Genomic DNA, 18,765 nt, shown 5'->3' with positions numbered 1-18,765 from the left:
CGATTCCCTCCAATATATCAGCGATTTTTTAATTATATCGACTTATCGACAAATCACGACAATATTAACAAACACCTCTCCCCTACTTTTATCAATATATTACAATCTCATCTATGTTAAAATATAGGAAACACCCTTTAGTATCATAGACCCAAAAAGCTTTTCCAAATTCATCATTTACTACTTAAATGACGGGAGTGGTTCAGTTGAAAGACTACTTAATTAGAGCATTTTTTGCGTTAATAACAGTTGGGATTCTCTTACTTATAGCTAATATTTTCAATATACGTGTCGAGGTTAAGGACTATGCTTTCCTCATTGTCGTAGCAATTGGTGGCGGCTGGGGTGGCTGGTACCTGTATAAAAAACAAAGCAATCAAAATGATAAAGGCATTCCAAAGTAATATGGAATGCCTCTTTTATTGCCTTCTGTAATAAATAATGAAATTCAGACCACTAATACAACCAATCGCAATAAACATACAAAACGATTGTGGATCTCCACCTAGATTATACTCATCAACGATAAACCCAGACATAAACAACGTTATCGCGGAAACACCGATACACAATACCGAGATAAACCAAAGCGAAAATTCATTAATCAACTCTTTCTTCTGTCTCAAAACAATTAGCATAACAAGAATAGATGCTGCTAAAATACTTTTAAAGACCGGTCTTAAATACACAAACTCCTCCATCTCTTTCTCCTTTTCCAAAAACATTACATCTAAAATTAACATATTTAACCAAATTAAAACACATGCCATCTTAAATTAAAACGACATGTGTTTCCGTATTTGCTATGATAGTTGCTTCCACTTCGTTCCCAAAACAGGACGCTCATAATTTTGGATTGCATGAATCAGTTTATCTGCTGTCTCTGCTGAAACGATCAATTCTTTATTTGATGGATTCATAAATCCTTCTTCCGCTGCACGTTCAACCATTTGCAAAATTGGTCCGTAAAAACCTTTTATGTTTAATAAACCAACCGGCTTATTATGTATACCAATTTGTGACCAACATACAACTTCAAATAGTTCTTCAAACGTTCCGTATCCGCCTGGAAGCGCAATAAAAGCATCTGCAAGCTCTGCCATTTTAGCTTTACGTTCGTGCATCGTCTCTACTTCAATTAATTCTGTTAATCCTGTATGCACAATTTCTCCTCGGAATAGACCGCGCGGCATAACACCTGTTACACGTCCACCTAAACGAAGAACTTCGTTTGCTACTTCTCCCATTAATCCGACACATGAACCACCGTATACGAGCTCATAGTCGTTCTCAACAAACATTTTACCTAACTGAATTGCCTGCTCTTTAAATTCTGGTCTCTCCCCTAAATTAGAACCTGCAAACACACAAATCTTTCTCATCCCTACACCCCGAAACTATATATTGTTATGATACAATGAACATTGTACAACATATTGAGGAGATGAGGAAGAAATGGATATCGTTGCATTTCAAAGATGGGTTGAGGAATTTTACGAAAAACGAAGCTGGTCACAGTATAATGCCTTTATTCGCTTAAATTTCTTAACCGAGGAAGTTGGGGAAGTTTCACGAGTCGTTCGTGCTATTGAAATTGGCCGCGATCGCCCTGATGAAGATGCGAAAACAGAAGAAGAGCTAAAACAAGAACTAAAAGAAGAACTTGGCGATGTACTATCTAACCTTATTATTCTTTCGCAAAAATATGATTTAGACTTACAAGACATTATGGATGCACACGTCACAAAGCTTTCGAAAAGGTTCGAAGTATCTAAATGAGAATATTATCAATTATGGTATAATATTATTGTCACAATACTAAGGGGGATTTTATGTTATCAAAAAAATTGCACGACGCATTAAATGAACAAATGAACTTTGAATTTTACTCTGCCCATGCTTATATGGCAATGGCTGCTTACTGTACAGCTGAGAGCTATGATGGATTCGCTAACTTTTTCCTTGTACAAGCTGAAGAAGAACGTTTCCACGCAATGAAGCTTTACAACTATATTAATGACCGCGGAGAACGCGCTATTATTACTGGATTTGATAATCCAAATAACGAATACGAATCTGTATTAAACGCTTTTGAAGTCGCACTTGAGCACGAGCGTGAAGTAACGAAACGTATTTATAACTTATCTGATATCGCTTGGGACGAGCGTGAACATGCAACAATTACATTCTTAAAATGGTTCGTTGACGAACAAGTTGAAGAAGAAGCTTCATTCGATAGCATCATTCAAAAATTAAAACGTATTACAAGTGATTCAAACGCACTGTTTATGCTAGATGCTGAATTAGAGAAACGTACATTTACGCCTCCAGCTGAATAATATTTCAATCACCTTAATACATGAATTAAGGTGATTTTTTTGTTTGCTCTCTATCTTAAAATCACCTTAAATTTCCTCATATTTGACATAGTGCCAGCTATAAAATGGTATTATTTTCAATATAAAAACGAATATACGAGGAAAGGAAAAATGAATCAACGTGTAGAAGCTGTTGATGCAATTCGTGGTTTCGCTTTGTTTGGCATTTTACTAGTCAATATGACATTAATTCAATTCGGGTTCTTCACCAGTGAAAAACCAACTTATCTATTCGGCGATCTTGATAAAGGCGCTAATTGGTTTATTCAATTCTTCGGCACACATAACTTTATATCCCTATTTTCTTTTCTATTTGGACTTAGCATTATTTTGTTACAAAAAAGTATTATCGCAAAAGGAAAAAAATTCTTCCCCACATACATAAGACGTATTCTCATTCTTTTACTACTCGGCTACATTCACGGCACTTTTGTTTGGGAGGGCGATATTTTATTTGCATACGGAATAATTGGGATTTTCTTAATGATGTTCATCAATCGAAAACCGAAAACTTTGCTCATTTGGGCGATTATTCTACTCGCACTTATTACACTTATGTCTTATCAAACTGATCCATCTACAAATATAAATGATTTAGCACCTTATACTGAAAAAGAACATAAAGTCCATCAAACTGGAAGCTATATGGATCACGTCAACTTTAGATTGACTGAAAATCCTTTTGATTACATGGGAATTGACGGTGCATTCGGATTATTTTTCATATCAGTTTTCGCAATAATTTTTATGTCTCCACTGTTTCTACTCGGAATGTATGTAGGGAAAAAAGGCTGGCTATTTGAGGTCAATAAACATATACCTGCTGTCAAAAAAATATGGTTTGCCACCGGTCTCTTTTCTTTTACAATTAAAATCTTAGCTATGTTCGTAAAGCACCCGCTTTTAATTATGTTACAAGATGGCCTTACACCAGTAACTATGACCTTCTTTTACGGAAGCACAATCATTTTATTATTCCATTACAAAAAAGCAACCCGTCTACTAACATACATGGCGAACATGGGGAAAATGTCCGTTAGTAATTACTTAGTGCAATCTATTATCGCAACAACTATTTTTTACGCATATGGATTTGGCTTATACGGGAAAATCGGCTATTTCTTCGGTATTCTTTTAACCATCGGAATTTATACGATTCAATTATTCGTTAGCACCTATTGGCTCCAGAAATACCGAATGGGGCCAGTGGAATATGTGTGGAGACTGGGAACTTATTTAGAGAAACCACGTTTTAAAAGAGACTTGGATAAAGCAAGTTAAACAAAAAAGCAATGAGCCTACGCTCATTGCTTTTCTTAATTTATTAAAGCATAACCCCAACGATAATCGCTGATAATATACTTACTAATGTTGCACCGTATACAAGTTTTAAACCGAATGATGATACAACGTTTGCTTGTTTGCCATCGATACTCTTCGTTGCACCTGCGATAATTCCGATAGATGAGAAGTTCGCAAATGATACAAGGAAGATAGATAAAATACCTACTGTACGAGCTGATAAATCACCAGCTACTTTTCCAAGGTCAAGCATTGCAACGAATTCGTTCGTTACTAATTTTGTTGCCATAATTTGTCCTGCTTGTAGCATCTCTGATGTTGGAATACCCATTACAAATGCTAATGGTGAGAAGATGTATCCTAAAATGCTTTGGAATGTGATTCCGAAAATTGAATCGAATACACCGTTAATTGCTGTAATTAATGCTACGAAACCGATTAACATCGCCGCTACTGTTACAGCGATAGAGAAACCAAGCATAATATATTCGCCTAACATTTCAAAGAATGTTTGTTTCTTGTCTTCTTGTAATTCTAAAATATCGTCTTCTTCTTTTACTTCATATGGATTAATGATATGAACGATAATGAATCCACTGAATAAGTTTAATACAAGTGCTGTTACTACATATTTTGGATCAATCATTTTCATATAAGAACCGACGATTGACATCGATACTGTAGACATTGAAGATGCACAAAGTGTGTATAAGCGATTTTTCGGTAATTTGCTTAGTTGATCTTTTACCGTAATGAATACTTCCCCTTGACCAACGATTGCAGCTGCTACCGCATTATATGATTCTAGTTTTCCTAAACCGTTAACTTTACTTAATAGGAAACCGACTGCACGAATGATAATCGGTAAAACTTTAATATGTTGCAGAATCCCGATTAATACTGCTAAGAAAATAATCGGTAATAATACTGTTAAGAAGAATGGTGCTTGTCCATCGTTTGCTAGACCACCAAATACGAAATTAACCCCAGCTTCCGCAAATTTTAAAATGGCGCCAAATCCATCTGCGATTCCTTTTACTAATACGAATCCGACCTTTGTATTTAGTAAGAAATACGCAAGCACCAATTGAATGACAAGCATAAGTGCAATTGGTTTATATTTAATTTTCTTACGATCTGAACTGATAAGGAAACCTAGTACAAACACTACAAGTAAACCGACTAGAAACATTACGAACTTCATATGTGAATCCTCCACTTCTCCCACGAGTTATTGGTCGTATAACGTATAACGAATGACGTCTGACCATTGTTGTTAAAAAAATTTAAAACCCCTAAAACTATTCAACTGTCATCTAAAATCAGTAAGCGTTTACATAAATTGCAATTTATAAAAGGTAGCTTCTTCTCTCCTACCATAATTGAAAGTCTGAAATTGATACCACCTACAAATCAAATTGTAAGCGTTATCTAGACGAAATGCAATATAAATTTTAAAAGATTTTTATATGTTAATATATTCCTAATTAATTGGTTTTTTCATGCAAATTTACCATAAAAATAGCCCTAGCTATGAGCTAGAGCCATCTTTTTTTATAACATAACACCAACGATAATCGCTGATAGAATACTTACTAATGTCGCACCGTACACAAGGCGTAGACCAAATGATGATACAACATTTGATTGATTTTCATCGATACCTTTCGTTGCACCTGCGATAATTCCGATAGATGAGAAGTTCGCAAATGATACAAGGAATACAGAAAGGATACCAACTGTACGAGCCGATAAATCACCAGCTACTTTTCCAAGATCAAGCATTGCAACAAACTCGTTTGATACTAATTTTGTTGCCATAATTTGTCCCGCTGTTACCATCTCAGCTTGCGGGATACCCATTACGAATGCTAATGGTGAGAAAATATATCCTAAAATAGCTTGGAATGTAATACCGAACATTGAATCAAACAAGCTATTAATTGCTGTAATTAATGCTACGAAACCAAGTAACATAGCTGCTACTGTAATCGCAATCGTGAAACCAAGCATAATGTACTCGCTTAGCATTTCAAAGAATGATTGTTTTTTCTTATTTTCTAATTTCAGTGTATCTTCTTCTTCTGTAATATCGTACGGGTTAATAATATGAATGATAATGAAACCACTAAATAAATTTAATACAAGTGCTGTTACTACATATTTCGGTTCGATCATTTTCATATAAGAACCAACGATTGACATCGACACTGTCGACATAGAAGATGCACATAATGTATATAAACGATGTTTTGGGATTTTACTTAATTGATCTTTTACTGTAATAAATACTTCTGCTTGTCCAACAATGGCAGCTGCTACTGCATTATATGATTCTAGTTTTCCTAGACCATTTACTTTACTTAACAACGTACCAATAGCACGAATAAATATCGGTAAAATTTTAAAGTGTTGCAGAATTCCGATTAAAACCGCAAAGAATACGATTGGTAATAGCGCTGTTAAGAAGAATGAAACCTCTCCTTTATTAACAAGACCACCAAATACGAAAACGATTCCAGCTTCCGCATATCCAAGAAGTGCGCCAAATCCATCTGAAATTCCTTTTACTAAAATATAACCAACTTGCGTATTTAATAAGAAATAAGATAATGCTAGCTGAATAATAAGCATAATTGCGATTGGTTTATACTTAATCTTCTTTCGATCGGCACTTATAAGAAAACCGAGTACAAATACAACGAGTAATCCTACAAGGAACATAACAAACTTCATTAATAAAATCCTCCATTTAACTCTTCATTAACGTTGAACGTCTGACCATTCAAAACAAGAAATAATCCGAACTTTCCATTTCTCCTCCGTAACCTTCGATTGGATAGGAAATGTCATAAAAACTCTTGTTTCAAAGGCATTTTCCATTCTAACATAAATCACAACTCATATCCGCACTTTTCTTTAAAAAATTACATTTAATTATGAAATACTCATAAATGTTCGTCTTTTACCATCTATAAACAACTGGATAAAACAAAAAATGAGCATCAAGTTTCACTTGATGCTCACCTCATTATACTGCTTTTTCTTTATCAGCTACTGCTGACTTATCCCAGCACTCTGTATTTTTCAAACCTGGAATAGAATCCGCATAGAATACCGGATCTTTCCCTTGTTTCTTTTGCTTTACGTAATCTGATAATGCCGCAAAAGCATACTTAGAGAGGAATACAATCGCCACTAAGTTAATAACAGCCATAATACCCATGAATAAATCTGCTACATCCCAAACGATTTGAATTGTCGCTACAGATCCTAACATAACCATACCAAGTACAGCAATGCGGTACGCTGTTAATAACACTTTACTTCCATTTAAGAATTCAATATTTGTTTCACCATAGTAGTAGTTACCTACTAATGAACTAAATGCAAACAAGAAGATTGCAACTGCTACAAATATAGAAGCCCATGGACCGATATGTTGACTTAACGCCTGCTGCGTTAATTGAATTCCATTTAAATCAGCTGCATTATGCACATCTGATAAAAGAATAATAAATGCTGTACAACTACAAATTAATAATGTATCTGTAAATACCCCTAAAGTTTGAATGAAACCTTGTTTAACTGGGTGCGTTACGTTCGCAGTCGCTGCTGCGTTCGGCGCACTCCCCATACCTGCTTCATTTGAGAATAATCCGCGTTTTACCCCTAGTAAAATCGCGGCTCCTAATCCTCCACCTACTACTTCTTTAATTCCGAAAGCATGTAAGAAAATCTCTTTAAATACATACGGAATTGCCGTAATGTTTGTTACAACAACGAATAATGCCACTGCTACATAAATAATTGCCATTACTGGAACAATCATTTCAACCGCGCGAGCAATTCGTTTTACTCCGCCGAAAATAATAACTGCAAGTAAACCAGCCATAACAAGACCTACTAACCTACTATCTGTTTTGAATGCCCCATCAAAGGCAGCCGCTACAGTATTAGACTGTACAGCATTAAAAATCAATCCGAAACTTACTGTTATTAGAACAGAGAACACAACACCTAACCAGCGTTTCTTTAAACCCTTTTCCATATAATACGCTGGGCCCCCACGGAATGCATTCCCATCTTTTACTTTATAAATTTGCGCTAATGTGCTCTCTACAAATGCAGAAGCACCCCCAATTACCGCGATTAACCACATCCAAAATACTGCTCCTGGACCACCTGCTGAGATCGCAATAGCTACACCAGCTAAGTTACCAGTACCTACACGAGAAGCTGTACTCATACAAAATGCTTGAAATGATGATACACCGCTCTTCTCTTTTTGCGCTTTCCTCGTTTTCGAGCTTGCTCCATCCCCAAGCAAACGAATCATTTCACCGAAGTAACGAACTTGGACAAATTTTACACGAAATGAAAAATAGAGCCCTAACCCAATTAACATCGCAATAATGACATATGACCAAAGGATATTATTTACATCCCCAATTACCTTAGCTAAAAAATCCATATTTGCATTGCCCCCTCTTCCTAACAATAAGAAAATTATATTCTAAAAACTTTTAGTAATCAAGAACTTTATGTTAGGTTTTATGACATGATTACGTTAATTCTTTTAACATATGTGTTTTTTTACATAAAAACATAGCCATTACATGCATTTATCCAATACTTAATAACTTATCCTATTCGACCAGCCATACTTTTAAAACAGTACGTTCCCCACAAATAACGAGAGAAACAAACAAAAAAAGTTATATTAATAATTACCTCTCACCTTTTTCATCATTTACTACAACAAAAAAGGCGAGCATCGAATTTACCTCGATGCTCACCTTTTCAATTACACTGCTTTTTCTTTATCTGTTACCACTGGCTTATCCCAGCACTCTGTATTCGTTAAACCAGGAATAGAATCTGCACTGAAGACTGGATCTTTCCCTTGTTTCTTTTGCCTTACATAGTCTGTTAATGCCGCGTACGCAAATCGGCCAAGAAGTGTAATCGCAATTAAGTTCGTTATTACCATTAGACCCATAAATAAGTCTGCCATATTCCATACAACTTGAAGCGTCGCAACAGAACCGAATAATACCATTCCAACTACCGCAACACGGTAAATTGTTAACCACGTTTTACTTTGCTTAATAAATTCAATATTTGTTTCACCATAGTAGTAGTTTCCTAGAAGTGAACTGAAAGCGAATAAGAAAATAATAATCGCTAAGAAACTGCTCGCCCATGGGCCAATTTGTGAGCTTAATGCATTTTGTGTTAATTCAATACCTTCTAAGTTCGTTGCTTTATATGCACCAGAACATAGTACGATAAATGCTGTTGATGTACATACTAAGAATGTATCTACTAAAACGCCGATTGTTTGAATAAAACCTTGTTTGGCTGGATGCGTTACATCAGCTGTTGCTGCCGCGTTCGGCGCACTACCCATACCTGCTTCGTTCGCAAATAACCCGCGCTGAATACCATATTTCATCGCAGCACCGATACCACCGCCTACAGCTGAATCTAAACCGAATGCACCGTTAAAGATTTCTGTAAACACATCTGGTAGTAAATAGAAGTTTTTAATAACAACGAAAATCGCTACTGCAATATAAAGAATTGCCATTGGCGGAACAATCATTTCCGACATACGCGCAATACTTTTTACACCACCAAAAATAATAACCGCAACTAATACTGCTAATACAATCCCAACAACGTAACGCTCAATACCAAATGCATTTTTAAACGCTAATGTAACTGTGTTTGCTTGTACTGAGTTGAAAATTAAACCGTAACTAATTGTAATCAGAATAGAGAACCAAATCCCCATCCAACGTTTATTTAAACCTTTTTCCATATAATAAGCAGGACCACCACGGAATCCACTGCCATCTTTTATTTTATAAATTTGTGCAAGCGTACTTTCGACGAAACTTGAAGAAGCCCCGATAATCGCAATAACCCACATCCAAAATACTGCTCCAGGTCCTCCCATAGAAATAGCTAACGCTACACCAGCTAAGTTACCTATACCAATACGAGCTGCAGAACTCATACAAAATGCTTGGAACGATGATACGCTGCCCTTTTTACGTGTCTTTCCAGTTAGTCCATCACTCATTAAACGAACCATTTCCCCTAAATGAGTAATTTGTACGAATTTCAATTTAATAGAAAAATAAAGCCCTAAACCAATTAACATTGCAATAAGAATATATGACCAAAGAATTGTATTTGTTGATGAAATAAATTGCTCTAAAATATTCATACAATTAACCCCTCCTTTTCTCCATAAAACGAATTATATTTAAAAAACATTCAAAAATCAACATTTTTCGACAATTTGCAATTTCCAAATATTAGCCAGGTTCACAGTAACAATATCTTTATGACTGACTACCCTCCCTCTAACTGTGCATACTAAAACAAAAAATAAATTCACAAACAACCCTATTGACAAAAATACCAACCTGTAACTATAATGATTACAACAGGTTGTAACAAACCTAATTACAACAAATTCATTTACTTTCAGATATACACTTTAACAAAACACTTTGGAGGGATTTATTATGAAAATCGGAATTATCGGAGCAACTGGTAAAGCAGGAAGTCGTATTTTAAAAGAAGCATTGGATCGCGGACATGAAGTAACTGCAATCGTAAGAAACGCTGCAAAAATTACAGAAGAAAACGTAAAAGTTTTAGAGAAAGATGTATTCTCTCTTACATCTAACGACCTGCAGGCATTTGACGTAGTTGTAAATGCATTCGGTGCTCCAGCAGGCGAAGAACACCTTCACGTAGATGCAGGAAACGTACTTATTGAAGCTATGAAAGGCGCACCAAATACAAAATTACTTGTAGTTGGAGGCGCTGGAAGCTTATTTGTAGACGAAGAGAAAACAACACGTGTATTTGAGACACCAGGTTTCCCGAAAGAATATCTTGCAACAGCTCAAAACCAAGGTAAAAACTTAGAAATTTTACAACAAACAAATGATATCACTTGGACATTCATCAGCCCTTCTGCACTATTCGCATTAGGAAAACGCACTGGTTCTTACAAAGCTGGCAAAGACAATCTTCTTGTTAACTCAAAAGGTGATAGCTACGTAAGTTACGAAGACTTCGCAGTTGCAGCACTTGATGAGATTGAAAACCCAAAACATGTAAACGAACGCTTCACAGTAGTTTCTGAAGCTGAATAATAGAAAAAGCTCGTAAAACATAATGTTTTACGAGCTTTTTTTATTATTACACTTGTTCTAAACCATTTGGAGTAACCTTAAAGGAAATTTCTTTAAACTTTTTCTTATCTCCTTTTCCAACTAACTCACTCTTTTTATACCAACTTAAACGATCTGACTCGGCATGATACACTTTCAATACGTCACCATACTCGAACGCCATACCATTTACTTGTTCTGCAAAATTCTGCGAAGTTTCTTGTCCTTCTGCGGTTACATGCTTTTTCTCAGTTCCATTTTGATCATAAATCGTAAGGCCTATATACTGTTCATTTACAAAGCGATAATGAATCTCATCATTTGTAAATGTTGCATGTAATTTCTTTTCAGCGTGGTTTAACGTAATAATTGAACGTGTAACATCGGACACACCTTGATAGACTAGACTATCCCCATATGTCACTTCTACAGGAACTTCCGTCACTTTCTTATTTCCAAAACGATCTTTCGTTTCTACTTTCACTTTTTGCTGACCAATTTTTGTCGTATCTATTTCCCCTACAAAACCTACTACTTCTCCACCCTGTACTTCAACAAAGTTCTTCGCGTCTAGCGTTTCGCTATTTGTTCCGATTACTACTTGCTGCGGATTTGCTTTTACTGTTTGCTCACCGTCTAATCTTTCAAATCCATTTTCAGTTATTTTGAAGACTAATTCCTTTATCTCTTTACTTTTTCCTTCGCCCACATATACATCTTTTTGATACCAATGTAAACGAGAAGATTCCGCATGATATACTTTCACTACATCTCCATACTCAAATGCAATTCCATTTACTTCCTTAGCAAATTCTTGCGTATTCTCTAAACCTTTTACTGCTATATTTTTCTTCACTCTTCCTTCTTTATCGTACAATGTGAATTCAAAATACTTTTCATCTTTAAAGTAATCATGAATTAGGTTCTTTGTATCTGTCGCACTCAGTTTTTTCGTATCATGATGCAAAGTTACAATTGATTTTAAGTCACCATCTCTATAGCTTAGCCCATATACAAGTAGGCTATCTCCATATGTTACTATTAGAGGAACTTCTGTCACTTTCTTATTTCCAAATCGATCTTTCGTTTCTACTTTTACTTTTTGTTCTCCGATTTTTGATGTATTTGGTTTTTCTGCAAAACCAACCACTTCTCCATCTTTTACTTGTACAAATTCTTTCGGATCTAGTTTGTCTACATCCATTCCGACTACTACTTTTTGCGGTTTCGCCGTCACTTCTTGTAAACTATCTTTTAATTCGAACCCTTGCTCAGTGATTTGGAATAATTTCTCTTTTTTATTTTTAGCCTTCCCTTGATCTACAAGTGTATTATTTTGGTACCACTTCAGACGATCCGGTTCTGCATGGAATACTTTTACTACATCACCATATTCAAAATCCAATTCATTTAGTTCCATCGCAAATCTTTTTCCCGTTTCTTGTCCTTCTGCAGATACGCGTTTCTTTTCAATCCCATTTCGATCATATAGCGTTAAGCCCATATATTCTTCTTTTTCAAAACGGTAATGTATTTCATTATTAGTAAAGTTTACATTTAATTTCTTCTTATTGTGGTGAAGTGTCACTGTCGACATTACATCATCTGAAAGTCCTTGAAAAACTATACTGTCATCATAAAATCCGTTAACTTGGACAGGAATTGAATTTTTATTTCCTTTCTCATCCCCAATTTCTACTAACACTTCCTGTTTACCATTCTCTAGTTTAGGCCATACAATCTTTCCTGTTACTTTTACATTCTCACCTAAATTTCGAACAAGTTTACTTGCTTCATTCTCGTCAGAATCTGTACCAACTAAAAGATTTTGTACTTCATTAGCAGGTTCACCATATGGAACCTTATACGGTTCAACTTGCTTCTCACGAATATCATTACTATCTGTAGCTTTCCAGATTTCCTTTTCTAATTTAGGTAACTTTGATTTTTCTATTTTCTCTCTAATATCATCATTTGGTGTTAATCCCCATTCCTCAAAGAAAGGAATTAAATTTTGCCCTGCCACTTGCGATGTCATATAAATAAATAGCTGCTTTTTCTCTTCATCAGAATGAGGCATTTCACTCTGAGGTAACAAACGATAAGCTTGATGTAACCTAGGATAAAAATGTTCTCCATACACTACATTTAATTGCCAAAACATTGTAAGAGGATTAATATCATCAATGAATCTTTCTGCTTTAGGCTTCTCTAAATACTCAAATGAGTTTTTATAGTGCTCATCCATTTCTAATTGATTCCCTAACGCCTTTTGAACAGCTAATGAGTAAATATTTACTGTTACTTCCCTTACTTTAGACCACTTCCACGGTTCTTGTTGATGTAAATGACCAACTTCATGCCACGGTCCCCATCCATCCTTCTCAAGTACCTCTATATCTAAAACTCTATTCATTGCAGTTGGAATATATCCTGTATGATAATGTTTTGCAAACATAAAGTCCCCTTTAGCAGGCTTCCGTTTTTCAACAAACTGAACATAATGAGTTGGAGATTTTGCAACCCCAACACTGTCCTCAGATAATCCTGCCACTGCGTTTTCTAAACGGATAATCTTATCATGCAATTTCATTAAATCTGTTGGATCCGTATTCTTCATATATTTCTGCACAGAATCGTAAGTAGTAGTAATTAAGCTTCTCTCACCTTTTAATTCAACTGCATAAGGATCCTTATATTTTTTTAACATTTCATCCCAATCTTTTTTTGTATGCTTACCTAAAATAAATAAAGGAAAGTGACTACCACCATTTGTAACGGAAGCTGTTACTTCTCCTTCGTTATTCATATTATAAAAATATAAAATACCGCCTCTTGAAGATGAAATAACATTTTTCCCTGGTTTTAAATCAAACTCCTCTGGGTCCTTTTCATCATAAGATCTCGTTCCAATAAAAGCTTGGATAGACTGCGTTCCTTTTATGTCAATTGTAATCTCTTCATTTGGCTCTGCATAAATTCCAGTCGGTTCATTAGCGGAAAGTTTCCAAGTAACTCTTAAACGATTATTTTCTTCTTCTACGCTACCTTTCCCCGGCAACTGAAATACTCTCTGCTCAAACTTATTCTCTTTTACCTCTTCTAATTTCCCACCTTTATTTTCTTCCAAAGGTGCTGCATATCCTTTCGATGCTTCGAAAGCTACTGGCGATAATAATGTAGATATACATATTCCAGCTACTAATACCCTACTCGTCTTTTTCTTCGACATAATCTGTGTCCCCTGTTCCTTTATTTAGATAAACTACCCTATATATTCATCTAATAAGTAATCCTATTATTTCTATAAAAACATTTGATGAATGGACTAACACCTCGCGCACCTGTATATATTACTACCGCATTTCTCTCCATGCATTCGCTTTCTTACATTGTAAAATTTTTATGTAATATGCCCTCCTCACTTCTCTCTATTTGTGATGAGTTCTCTTGCTACATAAAAAAAGAGAATAGTAAAAGATATTTTTCAGTATTGTCATCTATACATCTAAAAATAAAAATAACAATAAAAACTTACATTTTCTTCATATATGACCATCTATAGGTAGTTTTTCCAAATGAATTTTACACGCTTTACACTTTGTTTGATAGCCTCTCTAATTAGAATAATGTTACAATTTCGTGAATAAAATCTATTTATTGTAACGTTTAGATTTTGTCACATTTTATTATTTTTAAATACTTTTTAAAACGTTAAAATAGTGTTTTACTCGATTAATTATTATCTTGATATACCTTTAAAGAATTCATATGAAAAAGCATTGGCATACGCCAATGCTTTCTCATTATCTCTTTTGATTCGGTTTATGCGGTTCATTTGGAGTATATGGCTTATTTGGTTTATTTGGAGCCTCAGCCTTTTTCCAACTTACCGCTAACTCTGGACTTGTTTTTTCTTCACTACGCTCAAGTAATACTACTGCATTTTGAATAGTCGGTGTACCTTTATGCGCAATCCCTTGTAATTTCGTTAAATTTCCTGATACTTTAAAGCTAAATCCACCAGCTGGTGTTTGTTTCGGAATTAAAATGCGGAACTTTTCTCCTACATTAAATTCTGTTTTTGTTTCGCCTTTTTCATTTGCAAATTTCACGCCCGCTGGCGCACCTGTTGCTTGCACTTTATACGTTCCGCTTTTTGCATTTGTTTCTACTGTATATAAACCTGTTTCAAAGAAATCATTTTTTAATACTGCTTCTTGTTCTTCTGTAGGAGTTACACTCATCGTAATTTCTTGTAACTCTTCACTAGCGCTTGCTTTTGCAACGATGTCTTTCGTTACTTTCTCTACATTTTTATTGCGGAAATCTAAATCATTAATATCGATTTGTTTTAACGCATTCCACACTGCAAGCTGCGTTGCGTAATGTGCTTCTCTCCAATCAGAAACACCTAATTCTTGTGGACTCTTTTGTGGATATCCATTCAATAGTACACGGTATACGTTAATATCCACTTTCCCCATTTCCGGTAAATCTTGACCGCTTGGAGATTTCAAATCTACATTTAAGCAAAAAGCAATTTTGCCATCTGCCGTTTTAATAAGCTCTGTTCGAATTGGTTTCTTCTTTGACTTACTATAACTCCAATTCATTTCATACTTTGTATGGTCCATAACTTCTGCAAATGCTTTTTGAAGCGGGAATAACACAAATAAAACACTTAAAAACATAGCTAAAATCTTGAACGATTGCTTTATATTCATGTTTACAGCCCCTTATCACAAACTTAATACTAAGTAGTATTTATTTAGAAACTATTTTTATGCACAAAAAAAGAGTGCTTTTACGCACTCTTCTTTCTTACTTTAATCTTAGAAATCGAAGTTATCAGGATCCGGACCAACGCGGTGATTTTGATTTAACGCATCGATTTTTTCCATATCTTCTTTCGTTAATTCGAAATTAAATATATCGGCATTTGCAATAATGCGGTGTTCTTTCGTTGATTTTGGAATAGTGATTACTCCATTTTGAAGATCCCAACGTAAAATAACTTGCGCTGTTGTTTTACCGTGTTTCTCAGCAATTTCTTGTAATGTTTCATTATCTAATAATTGACCTTGCATAAGTGGTGACCATGCTTCCATTTGAATACCTTGTTCTTTACAGAAAGCTTGTAATTCTTTTTGTGTTAAACGAGGGTGGTATTCTACTTGGTTAATCATTGGTTTAATTTCTGCATCTTTCATTACATCTTGTAAGTGATGAATTTGGAAATTACTTACCCCAATTGCACGTACGCGTTTTTCTTTATAAAGTGTTTCTAACGCTCTCCACGTATCTTTATATTTCCCTTCTACAGGCCAATGAACAAGGTATAAATCTAAATAATCCAGCTCTAATTTTTTTAAGCTTTCTTCATATGCAGCAAGTGTCGTTTCATATCCTTGATCCGAATTCCACACTTTTGAAGTAATGAATAAATCTTCACGAGAAATGCCTGCTTCTTTTATACCCGCGCGAATTCCTTCACCTACAGCTTTTTCATTTCCGTAAATTGCAGCTGTATCAATGCTGCGGTATCCTGCTTTAATCGCCGATTTCACTGCTTCTACAAGTTCTGGTCCATCCTCTACTTTAAATACACCTAAACCGAACCAAGGCATTTCTACACCATTATTTAATACTGTTTTACTTTGTAAGTTTTTCATTTTATTTTCTCTCCTTTTATTTTACTTGATCTCTTTTTTCTAATGTCATACTCCACGCAGTTAAAACAACAGCACCTACTACCATAATTCCACCTACCCAAGCCGTATGAATTAATCCTAACGAGTTCGTTACAATACCGCCCAAGTAAGCACCAAGAGCAATTCCTGCGTTAAATGCTGCAATGTTAATCGCCGATGCTACATCAACAGCGCTAGGTACAAACCTCTCAGCTAATATAACAACATACACTTGTAGCCCTGGAACATTCATAAATGCGAATAGTCCCATGAAAATAATTGTGATGAATCCAGCGACTTTAAATGGCGCTGTAAATGTTAAAACAAATAATACAATCGCTTGAATAAAGAACATGTAAAATAACGCTCGAATCGGATTATGATTTGATAATTTTCCCCCGACCATATTCCCAATCGCAATTGCAATTCCGTATACTAACAAAATAATTGTAACGGTACTTGCTTTAAATCCTGTTACTTCTTGTAATAACGGAGATAAATACGTAAATGTTACGAACGTTCCCCCGTATCCTAATGCAGTAATAATAAATACAAGTAACAGTCTTCCATTCGTAATCAGCTTAAATTGATCGCGAAATGATACAGACGTACCCTTTTTTAAATTAGAAGGAATTAGCATACTATTGGCGATTAAAGCAACGATTCCAATGGCCACAATAACAATAAACGAGGCCCTCCAGCCAAATTGTTGACCGATAAATGTTCCAATTGGTACACCTGTAATAGTCGCAACAGTTAAACCAGTAAACATAAATGCTATTGCACTTGCACGTTTATTCTCAGGTACAAGCGCAGCCGCAATTGTAGATCCAATTGACATAAAAACACCATGCGCAAATGCAGATACAACCCTCGCAATAAGTAACACAGTAAAACTTGTTGCTACCGCCGCAATTCCATTACCAATAATGAAAATAATCATAATCCACATTAATAACGTCTTTCGCGACATACTAGCTGTTAATGACGTTAATACTGGAGCACCAAACGCTACTCCTAATGCATATAAAGAAACAGTTAACCCCGCTGTTGTAACAGAAACATGTAAATCCTCTGAGATAGATGGTAATAAGCCGACACTAATAAATTCAGTTGTACCAATTCCAAACGCACTAATTGCTAGTGCTAATAAAGCAAATATACTTCTCCGATTCGTCTGCATAACCGAAGAAGATACTGTATATGAATTCAATTGAACTCCTCCTTAATGCGAGAAATCCAATCATAATAGTATGATAAAAAGGCCTTTTTATCTTCTACAAAAATAACTTTACTGTTGATATACGCTATTATGAATGGCTTTACTCTTTTTTTGAAGAACGCACTTAAAAGTACGATAGGTACCTAAAAGTAACATAGGCACTTTTTAGTACCGTACTACTCATTTCCCTCTTACGTATGCTATTATGGAACATATTCAACATGATAAAAAGTACGTACTTTAAAGTGCTATAGGCACTTTTTAGTAACATTTAATTGTTTAGCTTCTTTTGTTGGAGAACTTAAATCTACATTCATCAAAGGAGATTTTTATATGAAGAAATACAATATTCCCGTTGAAGCGACTTTAGAGGTTATCGGTGGAAAATGGAAGGTTGTTATCCTTTGTCATCTAACGAAAGGCACAAAAAGAACAAGTGAACTAAAACGTTTAATGCCTGGGATTACACAAAAAATGTTAACTCAGCAATTACGTGAATTAGAAGACGATGGGGTTATTCAAAGAAAGGTATACAATCAAGTACCACCAAAAGTAGAATATTCACTTACAGAATACGGTTGGTCTTTAGAGTCCATTCTTGATTCTCTTTGTACTTGGGGCGAATGCCATCTTGAAAAAAGCGGTAACACATCGATGCTAATTGTAGAAGGTGAATAATAGGAAAAAGGAAAAAACGAACATGAATTTGTTCATTTTTTCCTTTTTTTCTTTATATGTATATACATTTCTAACTGGAACAAAATATTTTATACGCTTTCATACCTTGTCAGCACTACGTTATACACTCAATATCAAATAATTAGGAATCATTTTTATGTTAACATAGGTGTATATAGTATATAATATAGGATATATATTATATACACTTTCCGGTAACGGAGCTTTTCCATTATGCGGACAAGCCATGTATCGGACAGTTCATAAATAATAAGTAAGACGTTATGGTTTTA

General features: G+C 35.1%; 16 protein-coding genes. 6 read left to right on the top strand and 10 right to left on the bottom strand.

Features of this window, described 5'->3' with window-relative positions:
- Positions 1–206: 206 nt before the first annotated feature.
- Entirely contained in the window at positions 207–404 is a 198-nt protein-coding gene (locus ACK1U5_RS23375; protein WP_087875925.1) for a hypothetical protein, read from the top strand.
- A gap of 15 nt (positions 405–419) precedes the next feature.
- On the opposite strand, the gene ACK1U5_RS23370 is transcribed toward ACK1U5_RS23375, so the two are convergent.
- Positions 420–701 carry a hypothetical protein gene (locus ACK1U5_RS23370; RefSeq protein WP_000390910.1) on the bottom strand — a complete coding sequence of 94 codons (282 nt, stop codon included), beginning with the start codon at positions 699–701 and terminating at the stop codon, positions 420–422.
- 102 nt (positions 702–803) lie between these two features.
- The gene (locus ACK1U5_RS23365; RefSeq protein WP_001225751.1) at positions 804–1,382 is read right to left on the bottom strand and encodes an LOG family protein; all 579 of its coding nucleotides are present in this window, start codon (positions 1,380–1,382) and stop codon (positions 804–806) included.
- Positions 1,383–1,455: 73 nt separating this feature from the next.
- Here ACK1U5_RS23365 and ACK1U5_RS23360 point away from each other — a divergent pair, with 73 nt between their 5' ends.
- From ACK1U5_RS23360 to ACK1U5_RS23350, 3 genes are all read left to right on the top strand, one after another.
- Positions 1,456–1,779, top strand: coding sequence for a MazG nucleotide pyrophosphohydrolase domain-containing protein (locus ACK1U5_RS23360; RefSeq protein WP_000355749.1), 324 nt, complete (start codon positions 1,456–1,458; stop codon positions 1,777–1,779).
- Positions 1,780–1,832: 53 nt separating this feature from the next.
- Positions 1,833–2,339, top strand: a complete 507-nt coding sequence (locus tag ACK1U5_RS23355; RefSeq protein WP_000949403.1) for a ferritin — start codon at positions 1,833–1,835, stop codon at positions 2,337–2,339.
- Between the two features lie 150 nt (positions 2,340–2,489).
- Positions 2,490–3,659 (top strand): DUF418 domain-containing protein, encoded by a 1,170-nt coding sequence (locus ACK1U5_RS23350; protein ID WP_087876166.1) that lies wholly within the window; start codon positions 2,490–2,492, stop codon positions 3,657–3,659.
- Between the two features lie 43 nt (positions 3,660–3,702).
- Here ACK1U5_RS23350 and ACK1U5_RS23345 read toward each other — a convergent pair whose 3' ends face one another.
- The 4 genes from ACK1U5_RS23345 to ACK1U5_RS23330 form a co-directional block, all read right to left on the bottom strand.
- Positions 3,703–4,884, bottom strand: coding sequence for a NupC/NupG family nucleoside CNT transporter (locus ACK1U5_RS23345; protein ID WP_000673874.1), 1,182 nt, complete (start codon positions 4,882–4,884; stop codon positions 3,703–3,705).
- A gap of 350 nt (positions 4,885–5,234) precedes the next feature.
- On the bottom strand, positions 5,235–6,416 hold the full coding sequence (locus ACK1U5_RS23340; protein ID WP_000673839.1) for a NupC/NupG family nucleoside CNT transporter: 1,182 nt from the start codon (positions 6,414–6,416) through the stop codon (positions 5,235–5,237).
- A gap of 295 nt (positions 6,417–6,711) precedes the next feature.
- Positions 6,712–8,154: an alanine/glycine:cation symporter family protein gene (locus ACK1U5_RS23335; RefSeq protein ID WP_087875926.1), complete on the bottom strand. Its 1,443-nt coding sequence runs from the start codon at positions 8,152–8,154 to the stop codon at positions 6,712–6,714.
- A 333-nt stretch (positions 8,155–8,487) separates the two neighbouring features.
- Positions 8,488–9,918, bottom strand: coding sequence for an alanine/glycine:cation symporter family protein (locus ACK1U5_RS23330; RefSeq protein ID WP_087875927.1), 1,431 nt, complete (start codon positions 9,916–9,918; stop codon positions 8,488–8,490).
- Between the two features lie 304 nt (positions 9,919–10,222).
- On the opposite strand from ACK1U5_RS23330, the gene ACK1U5_RS23325 reads away from it, so the two are divergent.
- Positions 10,223–10,861, top strand: a complete 639-nt coding sequence (locus ACK1U5_RS23325; protein WP_000689896.1) for an NAD(P)-dependent oxidoreductase — start codon at positions 10,223–10,225, stop codon at positions 10,859–10,861.
- A 46-nt stretch (positions 10,862–10,907) separates the two neighbouring features.
- Here ACK1U5_RS23325 and ACK1U5_RS23320 read toward each other — a convergent pair whose 3' ends face one another.
- The 4 genes from ACK1U5_RS23320 to ACK1U5_RS23305 form a co-directional block, all read right to left on the bottom strand.
- Positions 10,908–14,111, bottom strand: coding sequence for a putative mucin/carbohydrate-binding domain-containing protein (locus ACK1U5_RS23320; protein WP_100240264.1), 3,204 nt, complete (start codon positions 14,109–14,111; stop codon positions 10,908–10,910).
- Positions 14,112–14,685: 574 nt separating this feature from the next.
- Positions 14,686–15,606: a thioester domain-containing protein gene (locus ACK1U5_RS23315; protein WP_001022514.1), complete on the bottom strand. Its 921-nt coding sequence runs from the start codon at positions 15,604–15,606 to the stop codon at positions 14,686–14,688.
- A gap of 108 nt (positions 15,607–15,714) precedes the next feature.
- Positions 15,715–16,554: an aldo/keto reductase gene (locus ACK1U5_RS23310; RefSeq protein ID WP_000793550.1), complete on the bottom strand. Its 840-nt coding sequence runs from the start codon at positions 16,552–16,554 to the stop codon at positions 15,715–15,717.
- A gap of 16 nt (positions 16,555–16,570) precedes the next feature.
- A complete protein-coding gene (locus ACK1U5_RS23305; protein ID WP_162841980.1) occupies positions 16,571–17,755 on the bottom strand; it encodes an MFS transporter in 1,185 nt (394 codons plus the stop codon).
- A 372-nt stretch (positions 17,756–18,127) separates the two neighbouring features.
- Between ACK1U5_RS23305 and ACK1U5_RS23300 the strand changes: the two genes are divergently transcribed.
- Entirely contained in the window at positions 18,128–18,472 is a 345-nt protein-coding gene (locus ACK1U5_RS23300) for a winged helix-turn-helix transcriptional regulator (RefSeq protein WP_000760475.1), read from the top strand.
- Positions 18,473–18,765 lie beyond the last annotated feature (293 nt).

It is taken from the genome of Bacillus sp. XB1 (assembly GCF_053557995.1).
The sequence above is the reverse complement of the archived record's forward strand: the minus strand, read 5'-3'. Positions and strand labels throughout refer to the sequence as shown.

What these genes read in the sequence shown, in the direction of transcription:
- ACK1U5_RS23370 (WP_000390910.1), bottom strand. Translation starts at nt 701, where the DNA reads ATGGAGGAGTTTGTGTATTTAAGACCGGTCTTTAAAAGTATTTTAGCA.
- ACK1U5_RS23365 (WP_001225751.1), bottom strand. Translation starts at nt 1,382, where the DNA reads ATGAGAAAGATTTGTGTGTTTGCAGGTTCTAATTTAGGGGAGAGACCA.
- ACK1U5_RS23360 (WP_000355749.1), top strand. Translation starts at nt 1,456, where the DNA reads ATGGATATCGTTGCATTTCAAAGATGGGTTGAGGAATTTTACGAAAAA.
- ACK1U5_RS23355 (WP_000949403.1), top strand. Translation starts at nt 1,833, where the DNA reads ATGTTATCAAAAAAATTGCACGACGCATTAAATGAACAAATGAACTTT.
- ACK1U5_RS23350 (WP_087876166.1), top strand. Translation starts at nt 2,490, where the DNA reads ATGAATCAACGTGTAGAAGCTGTTGATGCAATTCGTGGTTTCGCTTTG.
- ACK1U5_RS23345 (WP_000673874.1), bottom strand. Translation starts at nt 4,884, where the DNA reads ATGAAGTTCGTAATGTTTCTAGTCGGTTTACTTGTAGTGTTTGTACTA.
- ACK1U5_RS23340 (WP_000673839.1), bottom strand. Translation starts at nt 6,416, where the DNA reads ATGAAGTTTGTTATGTTCCTTGTAGGATTACTCGTTGTATTTGTACTC.
- ACK1U5_RS23335 (WP_087875926.1), bottom strand. Translation starts at nt 8,154, where the DNA reads ATGGATTTTTTAGCTAAGGTAATTGGGGATGTAAATAATATCCTTTGG.
- ACK1U5_RS23330 (WP_087875927.1), bottom strand. Translation starts at nt 9,918, where the DNA reads ATGAATATTTTAGAGCAATTTATTTCATCAACAAATACAATTCTTTGG.
- ACK1U5_RS23325 (WP_000689896.1), top strand. Translation starts at nt 10,223, where the DNA reads ATGAAAATCGGAATTATCGGAGCAACTGGTAAAGCAGGAAGTCGTATT.
- ACK1U5_RS23320 (WP_100240264.1), bottom strand. Translation starts at nt 14,111, where the DNA reads ATGTCGAAGAAAAAGACGAGTAGGGTATTAGTAGCTGGAATATGTATA.
- ACK1U5_RS23315 (WP_001022514.1), bottom strand. Translation starts at nt 15,606, where the DNA reads ATGAATATAAAGCAATCGTTCAAGATTTTAGCTATGTTTTTAAGTGTT.
- ACK1U5_RS23310 (WP_000793550.1), bottom strand. Translation starts at nt 16,554, where the DNA reads ATGAAAAACTTACAAAGTAAAACAGTATTAAATAATGGTGTAGAAATG.
- ACK1U5_RS23305 (WP_162841980.1), bottom strand. Translation starts at nt 17,755, where the DNA reads ATGCAGACGAATCGGAGAAGTATATTTGCTTTATTAGCACTAGCAATT.
- ACK1U5_RS23300 (WP_000760475.1), top strand. Translation starts at nt 18,128, where the DNA reads ATGAAGAAATACAATATTCCCGTTGAAGCGACTTTAGAGGTTATCGGT.